Origin of the sequence: Gimesia algae (genome assembly GCF_007746795.1) — a bacterium.
In the GTDB taxonomy this organism is placed as follows: Bacteria; Planctomycetota; Planctomycetia; order Planctomycetales; family Planctomycetaceae; genus Gimesia; species Gimesia algae.
Genome location: NZ_CP036343.1, coordinates 4,263,319 through 4,277,264, shown reverse-complemented (window position 1 = coordinate 4,277,264; position 13,946 = coordinate 4,263,319). Strand labels below are relative to the sequence as shown.

Annotated in this window: 7 protein-coding genes; 3 read left to right on the top strand and 4 right to left on the bottom strand. The window is 48.4% G+C overall.

Annotated elements, in window-relative coordinates; all coding sequences use genetic code 11:
• Positions 1-252: 252 nt before the first annotated feature.
• The 3 genes from Pan161_RS15895 to Pan161_RS15885 form a co-directional block, all read right to left on the bottom strand.
• Positions 253-1,455: a putative nucleotide-diphospho-sugar transferase gene (locus Pan161_RS15895; RefSeq protein ID WP_145228582.1), complete on the bottom strand. Its 1,203-nt coding sequence runs from the start codon at positions 1,453-1,455 to the stop codon at positions 253-255.
• Positions 1,452-3,728, bottom strand: coding sequence for a glycosyltransferase domain-containing protein (locus tag Pan161_RS15890; RefSeq protein WP_145228581.1), 2,277 nt, complete (start codon positions 3,726-3,728; stop codon positions 1,452-1,454). The genes Pan161_RS15895 and Pan161_RS15890 overlap by 4 nt, the downstream gene beginning before the upstream one ends.
• 314 nt (positions 3,729-4,042) lie before the next feature.
• On the bottom strand, positions 4,043-4,339 hold the full coding sequence (locus tag Pan161_RS15885; protein WP_145228580.1) for an aldo-keto reductase family protein: 297 nt from the start codon (positions 4,337-4,339) through the stop codon (positions 4,043-4,045).
• Positions 4,340-6,069: 1,730 nt separating this feature from the next.
• On the opposite strand from Pan161_RS15885, the gene Pan161_RS15880 reads away from it, so the two are divergent.
• The 3 genes from Pan161_RS15880 (at position 6,070) to Pan161_RS15870 (ending at position 11,615) form a co-directional block, all read left to right on the top strand.
• The gene (locus Pan161_RS15880; RefSeq protein ID WP_145228579.1) at positions 6,070-8,259 is read left to right on the top strand and encodes a peptidase domain-containing ABC transporter; all 2,190 of its coding nucleotides are present in this window, start codon (positions 6,070-6,072) and stop codon (positions 8,257-8,259) included.
• On the top strand, positions 8,249-9,733 hold the full coding sequence (locus Pan161_RS15875; RefSeq protein WP_145228578.1) for an HlyD family secretion protein: 1,485 nt from the start codon (positions 8,249-8,251) through the stop codon (positions 9,731-9,733). Before Pan161_RS15880 ends, Pan161_RS15875 begins: the two co-directional genes overlap by 11 nt.
• A 208-nt stretch (positions 9,734-9,941) precedes the next feature.
• Positions 9,942-11,615, top strand: a complete 1,674-nt coding sequence (locus Pan161_RS15870) for a TolC family protein (protein WP_145228577.1) — start codon at positions 9,942-9,944, stop codon at positions 11,613-11,615.
• 152 nt (positions 11,616-11,767) lie between these two features.
• Here Pan161_RS15870 and Pan161_RS15865 read toward each other — a convergent pair whose 3' ends face one another.
• The gene (locus Pan161_RS15865; RefSeq protein ID WP_145228576.1) at positions 11,768-13,783 is read right to left on the bottom strand and encodes a CehA/McbA family metallohydrolase; all 2,016 of its coding nucleotides are present in this window, start codon (positions 13,781-13,783) and stop codon (positions 11,768-11,770) included.
• Positions 13,784-13,946 lie beyond the last annotated feature (163 nt).

Genomic DNA, 13,946 nt, shown 5'->3' with positions numbered 1-13,946 from the left:
TCTTTCTCTGCAAATCCAGAGCAGATACCCGGGACCACATCCAATGTCGTACACGACTTCACCATGTCGAGTACCGGCTAAGCCTATACACTCGCGACTTTGTTGGACGAACCTTTTAGCCGAGGCGAACCACTTATATTGAGATGGTCCATGCATGAGTGTCTCATGGGCCTCGTTGATCGAGGTGTATAATGCATTATAACCCGTCATTTTCATTACCTTTCTTCAATACAACAGCGAATCCAAACGCAATCATCGTTTTTTAGCAACAACGCGAAAATCACGATCGCGAACGTGAAATTGCGCTGATTCTATACTGACATCGTTAGCATGAAATCCTCCGTATTCGATCAGCTGTTGTTTCAAGGATTCCGGTGTATAACCCCAGCGGTGAACGTATGCTGCATCCTCATGTTGTGGATCGCCATAAATTACGTGCATGTGGTATCGATCGGAATCCTTATATCCTCCAAGAAACGAGCGACATGCAATTTCCAGGTTTGGACACTCGAGAATAAGTTTGCCATTTGTTGCGAGGACATCGTTGAAGCTCCTGGCCAGTTTCTCCGCCTCCCATTTGTGGAAATGCTCCCAAACATGAATACCTTCAATGGTCTGCCACTTTCGATTTGTGACGGAATCTGGAAGTGGTGGGATCTCCGCGACGATATCCGCAGACGGGTGACTGTCAAGATGTAGCCAACCATTTTTCCCTTTGCCTCTCTGACCAACTCGCAATTTGCAGTCTGATGCATCGTCCGATGCAATTGCCCCCTTGCCGATGCCATACACTGCAGGGTCAAGGACTTTGGATTTATTTCCCTTGAAGTGGATAATCTTAGATTTCTGCATCACTGATTTCTCAGTGAAATAATGGCTGTTGTAAATCTCTGTACTCAAGAGTCGAACACTGGCACCGGAAAAATTGCCAACGGTATTTCTGTTAGTTAAATCTTTGAAAAGATGATTGAGTGCAGCCTGTGCGTTCCTTTCGTGCGAGAGTGCCGCCCACCTCGCGATAAACTGATCGCTCGCCGGCGTGGGGTTTACGAAAAAAACGCCTGCATCTACAACTCCCTGATTATTATGCCCGCTCCACTCGTGTTGTTTCCATTCCTCGGGCCGATTTACGGTGACTGCAATATCGACACGTGCAAGAAGATCGTGCAGATGATGGACGATAAATGCATCGGCATCAAGCCATAGAACAGGCCGCTTGAAGCGTCGAATCGCCTGCAGAATCAGATGCGGCTTGAAAGTTGAGAATTGACTGGTTGCATCTTTATTCGTTAACTCATGGGCATTGAATTCGAATGGTTCGCCACGGCCGAATCCACCCAGATCGTAGATTTTCCAGTCTACATCGAACTTCTGGATCTGGTCAATCCAAAGCTTTCCCCATGAACCCATTCTGGAATCGCAGGCTGAGATGACGAGCAGATTTTTAATTCTCATTTCAGGTGGTTACCAATTCGGTGTAGTGGGACATCCTTTGTGAAAGTCTCGAAAGGGATGCCCAGGCGTCGAAGCACGACAGGGAGAACGATCTGGTCGCGGGTGGTGCCCACGCTGACTTCACGCCACCACTCCCGATTAAACGCGGTTGTGCAGGGGGAATGGCGTCGCAATATTACGCCCCCACGCCATAATCCATAGTGTGGGGGATGTCCCTCAGACTTATACCGGGCAATCGCATCTTCGATTTGCCGCGGATCTCCGCGTTTCACCGTTATGCAGTGACTCGCTTCTTGATAAATGCAGTTTCGTTGTTCATGGCGATGAAGTGCGAGATCAGTGCTGAGCTGATTGATTGCTCCATTCAGATTATGCAGTTCAACCCGGCCATCAATCCAAAGTGAAATGTCACAGTCAAGTACTTCGTGGGCAAGGATCTTGAACGACTTTGCCTGCATCAACGGATCTCCCGTAGGGCGACAATAGTGTATATTCCATACTTTCGACTTCAGCCTGGGATTGTCAGTAAAACAAACAAATTTTACTCCAGGCATCTGATCCCGCGGTTCTTTCAGAGAGTCGTATCCTCCGAAGATTGCAGTGTAGACGACTACCGTTTCCCGATGGATGATCCGGTCCATCGCCTTTATATAGTGACCGTTGCCATATGGATTTGTTAAACCTGGCCCCTCAAGCGCCCGTTGCATAACGTCTGCAAGTCCTGATACTGTAAAGTTAACTGGGACGGTAGGTAATTCTGGATATAGAGAAGTTGCCGCCGGACACTCTGTAGAGACCACCGGTAGACCAGCCGCGGCTGCATTTGCGAGCTTGATTTGGGGCTTGCAGTATCGGTTTAACGCTGTGTTGAAAGGTGGAAGCCGTAATGCCAGAGCTAACGATGCACCTTTCAGAACGTCACAACTATCTCCGATCAAGAATTTTTTACCAATTATTCGACAGGCATTTTGAATCCGATCCAATCCGGACTCAATAAAACATTTCAAGCCGGAGTACACGATTGGACCATCTGGATTATGCCAGTTCTTCTCGATCCTGGAATCACACTGGTGTGGCACAAGGTGCACGCACACATGATCAGGAACCGCTTCTCGCATCACTTCATGACAGGCGGGGCTTGTCGCTATCAATTCATCAAATTTAATCTTCTGAAATTGCGACTGCCAGTAATCAACCGGTGCGACGTCGGTACTTGTGGAACAGAAGACGTCAAGCGGGTCATAAATCAAACGGTCGCATTTCTCGCGGATTGTGGTTGGGCAGAAACCATCCTTAATCGTGATGATTGTTTTTCGTCTTGCCATCCGTTGAATCTGCTTCGGAGTGACTAGTTTGCACGAAAGATAATTCGACAGCACGCGTCCACGCATTTCAACCCCGCCAAAAGCGCTATCGCCAACGACAGCGAAATTCTCTGTTTTTTCTGAGGCTGGTTTCGAAGAAGTCAGCCCAACCGACCGGTCTTGTGGTACTTTGAAATGTTTGAGAACAGGCTCAGCATCGAGTCCCAGATCCTGAAACCCGACGATGTAATTGCGGATCCGGTCCTCATATTTCACACGGTAGGGTACTCCTTCGGGACGCTGGAAACGGTGCGTCCAACGAAGCCATGGGCAGCAGAGAACCCGGCTTCCGTTTTTCCGGAATTTTTCCATAATATAGGTCTCGCATCCACCAAATCCCCGAAATTCCGGGTGAAAGCCTACCCACGCATCCTTACGACAGGAAAATAGTCCCATTCCCTGTTGCCAGATCTCAAACGGCTCCCCTTCCGGGTCCCTGCCGCGCTCATCAACAGACCAGACGCCCCAGGCTCCATTACTCCACTGGGGACGCTGATGAGTCGCCGCAAGAACTCCGCAATCCGAGAGAAGCGGACCAGATAAAAGGTCGCGACATTCCGGATTTTTTTGGAAATAGTCAATTAACTTTTGAATCGCTCCCGGTACCAGCAAGACGTGGCAGTCAATGCAGAGAACCGATTCTCCGCGTGCATGGCGGAAGACTTCGTTTCGAGACTGAGCTGTACCAGTCGAAGCATCATAGGGAAAATAAGATCCGTTCGGGACACGCTTGAGAATCCAGTCTTTGACAAGCTTTCCATGCTTCGAGTAGGGGTTGTTGTCCACGACAACGATTTCGCAATCCCGCATGATTTTGGCATGGTGCAGCATCAGTGACGTTACGGTGAAATAAACTCCGTCGAAATCGTCAAGTGTCGCCATGCCAATTGTGAGAAGTGGTTTGCTCAACTTAGTTCACCCTGGAGAGTATTCGGACCGGTAACTGCAGCTTGTTCCCGTTACTTTACGACCTCACAAAGAACAGTGGCCACGAAGAAAGTGAGCAGGCTGCCCATGTGAAGAGGCAACCGCGACGGTAATGCCATTCCTGTTCTCCATCCGATTCATGTGACACTCGACATATTGAGAACCGAGTAAACGACTCACTTGGTTTATCTCTTTGTGGTATGCTTTGACTGTGTCCAGTTTTACTGTCGCGTCTCCAGGGTCTTTTGGATTGAGTGTCATAGATTAAGAGACGCTATGGTTAAATGTGATGTGCTCTAATGTGGCATTGGAGTTGTTGGAGTAATCGGGGTTGTAGTCAAGAACGGTTCGAAGAAACTTGCACCTGCCAGAGACTCTCCGAGTTCCTCAGCCGACGCGGAAGAGCTTGCACCAAATCGTCGACCGTTCCGATAATTGGTGACCGCCAGCACTCCTGCAGCGATAAATACATCCTGCCATTCCAATACTTGCGCTTCGGTAACTCCAAAGCGTGCTGCAATACCACGTACTGTCTCCTCACGTCTCAACAATGCCATTAACGCAGCAGACACACAAATATCCCGCTCTATCATGAGTTTTCTCCAGCAATTCTCTTCATAGGTGGTAACGAGAGCTACAATCGGAAGTGATGGTTGAAACTTGATCCTCGAAATGGTGGCCCGAGGGATATCAACACTCCAGAACTGTCTATGTAAAACCAGTTTTTACGTGTTTGAAACGCTTAAAAACCCATTTTCAAGATACAGTTGAGCGATGGGCTGTGTCGAGGATTAACTCACGAAAAACTAACTTCCCTCGTTAACCAGGTCCAGCCGCTCTATGGTTGCATGGCGGTTTTGGATGTCTATCACGAGAATGGGTGGCTACTATGTCCGTTGTTGTAAATAGATCCAGAACCATGATTTGTATATCAAGTTCTGGATGCTGTTAAGGGGGCAAGGTCAGTTTTGTCGGTCAATATTTTCATGATGAATAAAATGTTCTTCTTCCAGACATTGGATAATCCGTTGAACTGCTCGTTCCGTAATTCCAGTCATTAACAAGACTTCGTGGCACAACGATTGATGGTTCACACCAGAATGATGTATACCCATGTGCATTTCTCGTGGGGACGTCCAGCGATTGCCCGAATCTGCTGTTAAATCAGGGCTGGAGTCCGTCCCATTCTTCTGCGGGAGGAATGGATTGCGAATTTCGCTGGTATTTTCTATCGATCGGTTTTGATGATTTGCTCATTTGAATCTCCATTTTGGCGAGGAGTTTAAGCACAAATCACAACGGTTACAGGTAGTGCTGGCAGCCAAACGAGCTTCAATCAAGCGAGTCATTGCAAAATATTCTATGATCTCAAAACTTCTGAATGGATGCATCTGATTACGGTAGAGAATACTAGATCGCATCACATTTGAGCATAGCGTATATCAATCTATTATACTCGGTCCATATGGCTCTGGAGACACTACAGTAGAACTGGACACAGTCTAGTGGAGTGTCTTTTTTAAAAATTTGGGTTGATAGATATCACGAGAGTGCAACAACGGAGCACGTAAACAACACCCCCAACCCTCAATTTGTAGCTTGACAAAGCACTAGCGTGTATCGGTACACAACTTCCGGATTCTGCGTTTCAGTAGAGCTTTCGTGAGCGATTTAATTTCTATAGTCAAAACAGATATATTGACTAGAACGAAGTAAGGAATCAAAACAAACACTACTGTAATAAGAGACCAAAGTCAGGAGTTAAATCAAAACTAAAAACAGTTATGTGAGCGACAGGTACATGAGTCCTTTTCACGATTTCACTTCATGATCAAGCATGAGACTGGTCAAATTTCTTTTAGACTATGCGGTAACAATTTTTCAAATTGTCTCACCCAATTCAGGTCAAAGCTTTCCGGTCAGTTTCATAAGCCAGAGCACGTGCTTATGGTCGGCTAAGCTGTGCATCTGATTCAAGTCGAGTTGTAGTGTTGTTCTCGAAACTTAAGTAGAGAATCGTGTGAACAAGCCTGTAATGTAAGCTGCCAGTCCTGTCTTTAGATCACAGCCTGATGATAGTGGTGCGTTCCAGTGGATCAGTGGTTTGAAGTGGGCAAAGACAGCTCGTTTGTAGTATGGTATTAACCGGAAACAAAGAAATCTGATATTTGTGAACATTATTACGTTGATTTTCCGATGTCTGAATTACTGACTAATTCTATTGAAAATGAACGCTATTTCCACTAAATCATTTTCATAGCACGTGCTTCTGCAACTTCTCCCGCGCTGTTATGTTACTTTATTTAAGTATTTCGAGTGTTTTATGTCTAATGACCCGCCACGCAATCAGGATGCCTCTACAGATCCAGATTCAAATATGATTCCGTCTGATATCAAATCAGCGGCCTGGTTATTTGAACAACTGGCCGTCGATTCTGGTCGTTCAGCGGATCGAACCCGGATTCGACGCGCATTAATTGAAGCGATTTCAATAAACTCATCAGAATCGGATGTCGAATGGTGGGACTGGCTGGTGGAGGCCAGTCGTAGTCTGGGCCTGAAATATAAAGTAATGGATTGCACATTTCGTGAGCTGACTGATGTCGCCAGAGAAGGAGGACGGATCATCACGCGTGTGGGAAGTCCTCCAGAATGGGTGGCTCTGGTAGCAACTAAAAGGCGACGTTTTCAGGTATTGCAGCCGGGGCGGGAACAGCACCGGGTCTGGATGAGTAGTCGCAGGATGCGCAGATTACTGCAAATTAAAAATCGGGATGAAGTGATTCGCTGCCTGATCATTAAACCCGAACTGACGACTTCCACAGATCCCGGGCATGAGATGCATGCTCAACTCCCGCTGGACCGGGTGTTGGCTCTGATGAAACCGGAATCCTCAGATATCTGGACGATTACCGTTTTTGCATTAGTGACTGGATTGCTGGCTCTGGCAACGCCACTCGCTGTCGAGACGCTGGTAAATACCGTTGCCTTTGGCCGTCTGCTGCAACCATTGATTGTTCTGGCTTTAATGCTCCTGGCTTTTCTCTCATTTTCAGCTGCTCTACTAGGGCTACAGACCTATGTAGTGGAAATTATTCAGCGTCGATTATTCGCACGAGTTGCGGCAGATCTATCCTATCGGCTGCCGCGAATAGTACCGGCAACCATTGAAGGACAATCAGGCCGAGAACTGGTGAACCGTTTTTTCGATGTCATTACGGTTCAAAAGGCCTCGTCAACACTTTTGCTTGATGGGATTTCTCTGGTATTGAGTACGTTGATTGGTATGACCGTTCTGGCATTTTATCATCCCTGGCTGCTGGGGTTTGATGTGGTGTTGCTGGGGCTGATCGTGTTTATCATCTTTGTGCTCGGACGTGGTGCCGTCAACAGCAGCATCAAGGAATCAAAAGCAAAGTACAAAGTCGCAGCCTGGCTTGAAGATCTGATAGGCTGTCCGACTGCGTTTCGCTATCGAGGGGCGGCTGAATTTGCTCTCGATCAGGCCGATCATTTAACGTATGAATATCTCAGCGCACGCAAAAAACATTTTCGCATCGTGATGCGGCAGATCATCTTCGCCTTAGGGCTGCAGGCGATTGCCAGTACCGTATTATTGGGACTGGGAGGTTGGCTGGTTATCGCCGGGCAGTTAACCCTGGGGCAACTCGTAGCAGCGGAGCTGATTGTGACAGTAATTGTTGGTTCATTTGCAAAAATGGGAAAGCACTTGCAGAGTTATTATGATCTGCTGACATCAGTAGATAAGCTTGGGGTTTTATTTGATCTGCCGATGGAACGCCAGGATGGATTGCTGGTATTACCGCATGATAAACCTGCCGAAGTCGTGATCAACAGTGTGCTTAAATCCAGGGGGCATAGTGGGAATCATTCGGAACCGCTCAACCTGAAGATTAAATCCGGTGAGAGTGTGATGTTGATGGGACCCAGCGGAAGTGGAAAAAGTGAGGTCCTGGATCTTTTGTTCGGATTATCAAAACCCGAAGAAGGTCATGTTTCAATCAATGGCATCGACCCCAGAGATTTGCGACCGGATGTGCTCAGAAAACATGTGGCGCTCGTGCGCGATATCGAAATCTTCTCGGGAACACTGGAAGAAAATGTTCATCTGGAACGGTCTTATGTTTCGACCAGTGATGTTCGCGAGGCTCTGGAATGGGTCGGGTTAATTGATGAAATCATCAGACTGCCTCAGGGGCTGAATACACATCTTGTAGAAAGTGGATACCCACTGACTAAAAATCAGGCTCGTAAACTGATGCTGGCGAGGGCAATTGTCGGACGCCCTCGTTTGCTGCTGGTGGATGGTGTAATTGATTGTTTTCCTGATGGGGAAGCAGAACAGATGATGGCTATGTTGTCTGATTCTGAGCGACTCTGGACGATGATTATGGTCACAGGGCGACAAGCTCTGGCGGAAGCAGGATCCATGATCTATAAATTGGATGATATGCAGCTGGTGTCACAAGAGGGGAGTTCTCATGCCAGGTAAGAAAGCACTTGATTCCACGGCATCGCATTCAAAAAACAATCGGTGGTCGTTACTGAGCCCTGTGGCATACAGTGAATCGAGTATGCCTGCTTTAAGGCTGGCGCGCTCATCACGTCTGGCACGTAAGATTGCCAAAGTATTGTTCGCAATCCTTGCTTTAACGATTACTGTCATGGTTTTTGCACCGTGGCAGCAGTCGGTGAAGGGCACGGGCAATGTCTTAGCCTATTCTCCAGACCAGAGACAACAGGTCATCCAGGCGACAATCAAAGGCCGCATTGCACGCTGGGGGGATCAGATCTTTGAGAATGCCCTGGTTAAAAAAGGACAGGTCATTGCCGAGATCCGTGATCTCGATGAATCCTACTCTGCACGCCTGGATCTACAGGTCATGAATACCCAACAGGCGTTGTCTGCTGCCAAACAACATCTGGAAGCAAATCAGCGGGCACTAGAAGCAGCAAAAACGATTGTGGAATCTTATCAGGCACAGGTTCAGGCTTTTGAAACGGTCAAGCGTGAAACGGTTAGTGCGCAGAATGCTTATATTGAAATGGCCGCCAAGAAAGTTCAAGCAGAACAGCAGAAGCTGGCAGAATACAATGCAGCATTACCGCAGCTGCAGGCGGAGTATGAGCGTATGAAAACTCTGCAGGCAGAAAATAATATTTCATTGCAGAAGCTGCAGGAAGTCAATCGAAAATTGAAAGAAGCAACCAGCAAAGCCAGGGGCGCAGAGTTCTATTATGGCGCGGCAAAAGATGAGTTGTCAGGCAAACAAAGTGAGCGAACTGCCAAAGTGGAGAAAGCACAGGCTGAGATCGACAAGACCAAAGCCATGTTACGAAAAGCAAATGGTGATGTTTCCAAAGCAGAGAGTGATATTGCCAAATCACAACAGGAGCTGAATAAAGTCGAGAAGGAACTGCTGGATATGCAGGTCAAAGTTTCACGTCAGGAAAGTCAGGTGATTAAGGCTCCCTTCAATGGTTACATCGTGCAGATTACTCCCAATCTGGGTACTGCCATCCTGAAGCAGGGAGACCCGATTTGTACGATCGTCCCATTTACGAAAGACCGTTCTGTGCAAATCTGGCTTGATGGAAATGACGCTCCACTGGTTCAACCGGGGCGACACGTGCGTTTGCAGTTTGAGGGCTGGCCAGCTGTGCAGTTTTCAGGCTGGCCTTCCGTCGCGGTGGGAACATTTGGTGGACAGGTTGTCTCTGTGGATTCCATTGATAATGGGCTCGGAAAATTTCGAATCCTGATCCGACCTGACCCCAAAGACAAACCCTGGCCTCAGGATCGATTTCTACGCCAGGGTGTACGCGCGAATGCCTGGGTACTGTTGAATCAGGTTCCACTCTGGTACGAGGTTTGGCGAAAACTGAATGGTTTCCCACCCGCGGTTTCGGTACAGGAGCCAGGCCAGAAATACAACAAAAACAAACCTCCCAAACTACCAAAGTGAGGTGGGGGAGACTGCGGTGAGTTTGCGGCCTTCGTTGTGTCTTGCGAAAGACTCGAGATGATCTTCAGAGAAAATGACTGCGCCCCAACTTCTGGTCAATTAGTTGTTTGTGTTATGACGAATTTGTAAATAATAACCGTCGTATCGATTGTAGTGGCAGCATCATTGATTCGGACAATATATAACCCGCCCATTGAGTTGTGAAATAATGTTTCGAGTTTTGATCGTGATCATCGCTTTCAGCCTGGTAGGTTGTGCCAATTACAGGCAGAGCCTGTCTCAACATGCGCCGGAACCGATGAATGCTACTGCTCGAATTTCTCTCTCCGATTCCTCAGTAGTTGAACCTGAAAAATCCCAGCTCCTTGCGACAGCCTATCATGAGTCGGAAGAATTGAGGAATCCCGGAGTCCTGGAAAACACTGCCCCGCTATCTGTGGTAGAACAGGTTTCTACGGATTCAATTAATGCTGAGACATTTGCAATCCCACAAATTCCACCTTTGCCGGATGAGAACTTCACTCCCAATGAACAGGGGATTGAACTGGAAGATGTGATCAATTCGGTTTATCAGAGTTATCCTCTGTTGGAGGCAGCCCTCTACTCACGTGAAGTGGCGTCCGGAGAACGATTGGAGACTCTGGGTGAATTCGACCGAAAATTGAAGGCCGGTACAGAGAATGGACCGATGGGCTATTACAAAACCTATCGTCAGCATATCGGTGTGATTCAGCCTCTATATCAAGGGGGAGAAGTCTTTGCCGGTTATCGTGTCGGACGGGGGAGTTTTCAACCCTGGTATCTGGAACGTCAGACGAATGAAGGGGGGGAATTTAAAGCAGGGTTTTCAGTTCCCCTTTCACGAAATCGTGATATCGATGCGCGACGGGCTGCTTTGTGGCGTTCCACTTTTGGAGTGCAGGCCGTCGAGCCGGATATCCAGGCTCAGCTGATCAGCTTCGTACAGGAAGGCGCATACGCCTACTGGGATTGGGTGGCAGCAGGAGCAAAGCTGGTTATTGCAGATCGCATACTCAAACTGGCTGAAGATCGTACTGATCGGATTCGCAGTCAGGTTGAGAATGGTTTTCTGGATCCACCTGAGTTGACTGATAACCTGCGACTGGTTGCAGAACGTTCCGGCAAACGGGCTTTCGCGGAGCGAAAGCTGCAGCAGACAGCAGTGAAGCTTTCCCTGTATTTTCGGGATGCCAACGGCGCGCCGGTGATTCCAGGGCCCGAACTTCTACCACCATTCCCGGAGTTGGAATCCATCGACGCGGAACGGGTTGCCTTAGATGCACAACTTGCATTGGAGCAGCGACCGGAGATTTATGCGATCAATCTCCTGCAGCGTCAATTGGACATTGACCATTCTGAGGCACAAAATGACTGTCTCCCGTCAGTCGATTTAGTCATGGCGGCCTCTCAGGATGTTGGGTACCGTACCAGTCCTAAGAACGATAAAGGGCCTTTTGAACTGGATGCATTGCTTTTGATGGAAGTTCCATTAGAACGCCGCAAGGCACGCGGAAAAATACAGAAAGTGAGCGGGAAAATCTCGCAGCTCAGCGCTAAGAGAAAACTGACAGAAGAAAAAATTGTCGCCGAAGTCGAATTCGCATATGCAGGTCTGATCGGTGCATATAAACAGGCGCAGCAGGCTGAACAGGCTGTCGGCTATGCGGAAGATCTGGCACGCAGGGAACGTCGTAACTTCGAAGAAGGTTTGTCAGACCTGTTAAAAGTGACATTACGCGAACAGTATGCTGTGGAATCTGCTGAAAAAGCAGTGGACGCAAAGCTGTTATATTTCAGAGAACAAGCCGATTATAGAGCTGCATTGGCTGAGGATCAGATTCCAGAATTCATTCAAGAGTAAACCGAAGCGATCAGCATGTAAAACAGTTTCGATGTGTTTCTGATCTGTCTTTCTGCTGTGTTGCGGAGTGTTGTAAAGGACTGGTCTTTCCAGTAGGCAGGCTTGACGTACCCCCACAGTTGATGACATTCATAAGACTGAATCTAATGTCATTATGGTTGTGGATCGGCCTGTACTTTGAGCAGATCTTTGACATGCAGCAGGACGGCTGGGTCTGCTTTTATCGTTTCGGATTCGAGCAGCGTTTTTTGCAGAGCCGGTGTGAGCTTCTCATGCTTGTTTCTATAATCGGCGATCAGCCTTTTTGCGGTAGCACGGGGTGCATCATATTTGGTATCGCCATCTACATCCATGAAGATCGGGTTTGTGATTGCCTGAGTAGCCTTCCCGTAGGTGGTCCAACCTGGCAGTGTAATACCATCCCCTAGTACAAATGCAACAATGTAAGCATCATGTGGAGGTAATTCAATCAAAAAATCAAGCGTCTGATCAGTGGGCTGATTAAGCGTGGAATGAATGGTTTTCTGTGCGACCTGCCTTCCATTGACATAGATCATCGCTTCGCGCGGACGAACCCATGCTGGCGCAGCGACGCGTAAGGTGGCAGTCAACTTTGAGCGTTGGTTTTTACTCTTGTCCGTGAGTCCTTCCGCAGGAACCAGGTCTCCCATGCCAAATTGTCCGTTTAGTTTCAGGTTGGCAAAAATACCTGCAGCCGCTGTTGCCCGGCCTTCTGTAAATGCACGATAGACGTCTTTGCGATCGATTTGAGAGACGTCGTCGGTATGACTCTGAAGATAGGTGCGCGCCTGGCCGACGGGATCGTTGACTGTGTGAGAATCAGTGGCCCCAACGGCGGTGAGTTTTAATCCGCGATTGAGCAGTGACATCCAGTCTTCGAGAGCATAGAAAAAATCAGGGGTTTCATTTGCCGGCTGTACCACTTCATAGCCGTTGAAATTAAACGCAGGTCCCTCGCTCCGCTTCCCGGTGCTGCGATTGAAGTGAAATCGTCCGAAGGGGCCTTTCAGAATGGAAGGCCAATAGGGATGGTTCAAGATGATTACTTCTGCCCCTTTTTTCCGCATGTCGGCGATCAACTCGTCCCAGTTGTCATTTTTCAGAAACAGTGGATTCCTCCCCTTCACACCGCCGGGAACTGCCTGCGCAGGATCAAATGGGAATGCAGTAAAATGACCATTGTGGGTTGTGACTTCATCACCGGAAATCGAATGGAAATGCGTTTGAGTCCCCGCAGCCTTTTGATAGGGCGTGTAATCAGAAATGTGATTGTGATCGGTGGCAACCGCGACTTCAATGCCTTCGCCGGCGATCGTAATCATACGTTCCTCGAACGTGGCATTTCCGTGACCGCTGCCAGGTAAAGTATGAATATGACTGTCGCAAGCGAGAAAGCCGGTTGTGTCAACTTCGTGTGCAATGACCAGCGTCTGATTCTGGGGCTGGTTGTTCTCGACGACGATCGGCTGCCTGGCTACGCCCCATTCCATGCCGCGTGTTGCATACAGGGTATACTTTCCCGGAGGCAACTCGAATGTATCACCGGTTCCCAGAGTATAGAGGATTCCCGGTCGGACGGCGGTGGTCGGCTGACGGGCATGGTAAAGTTTGGCGAGTTGCCCACGCTGGTTCACCACGGTGATGCGGGCAGGAACGGGCTGTCCCTCTGGTGTATTCACCTGCACGGTCACAGCCTCCAGTTGGAGTGCCTGTTTCAGCGGGTGGGGCTCCAGGACAAAATTGCGTAAGACCGCAGGCTGTCCCCGGCCTGTGATCGTCAGACTGTTTTCGCCCTCTTTGAGAATCTTTGCCGGCACCGCTAAACCGATACGGTGAAACCCATCATGTTTTTTGTCTGCACCGAGCTGGGGCGTATGTGCTTCCAGTCGTCCCAGCAGTTTGCCATTGATGTGCACGTTCCAGTATCCGCCGGAACTTTGTTTTTGCAGATCCTGATCGAAGAGCAGGGCATACTCGGTCGGATTGACAGTGGCAGAAAACGTTTTACTATACGTAACTTTTCCTTTAATCTCATGTGACTCAGCATCGATCAAGATCGGTTTCAGAGAGGCTTCCAGGGGACTGGTGAGATTTGCAATTCCACAGACTGTGAGCAGAATCAGTGTTCTGATATGACGCAGGTCCATTTGCTGGACTCCTTTGGTGGTGGGATTATGATTTTAAAGTTGGCAGGACAAAAAGCGGTTTTCGTATTTCCCGGCAGTGGGTCCCCGGCAGGTCTGATTATCAACTCTACCCGAGATCGCATCACATTGAAACATAGCGCCTCGCAATCAACGCTACTCGGGT

Coding starts and splice junctions, on each gene's coding strand:
- Pan161_RS15870 (WP_145228577.1), top strand. CDS start 9,942: ATGTTTCGAGTTTTGATCGTGATCATCGCTTTCAGCCTGGTAGGTTGT.
- Pan161_RS15875 (WP_145228578.1), top strand. CDS start 8,249: ATGCCAGGTAAGAAAGCACTTGATTCCACGGCATCGCATTCAAAAAAC.
- Pan161_RS15880 (WP_145228579.1), top strand. CDS start 6,070: ATGTCTAATGACCCGCCACGCAATCAGGATGCCTCTACAGATCCAGAT.
- Pan161_RS15895 (WP_145228582.1), bottom strand. CDS start 1,455: ATGAGAATTAAAAATCTGCTCGTCATCTCAGCCTGCGATTCCAGAATG.
- Pan161_RS15885 (WP_145228580.1), bottom strand. CDS start 4,339: ATGATAGAGCGGGATATTTGTGTGTCTGCTGCGTTAATGGCATTGTTG.
- Pan161_RS15865 (WP_145228576.1), bottom strand. CDS start 13,783: ATGGACCTGCGTCATATCAGAACACTGATTCTGCTCACAGTCTGTGGA.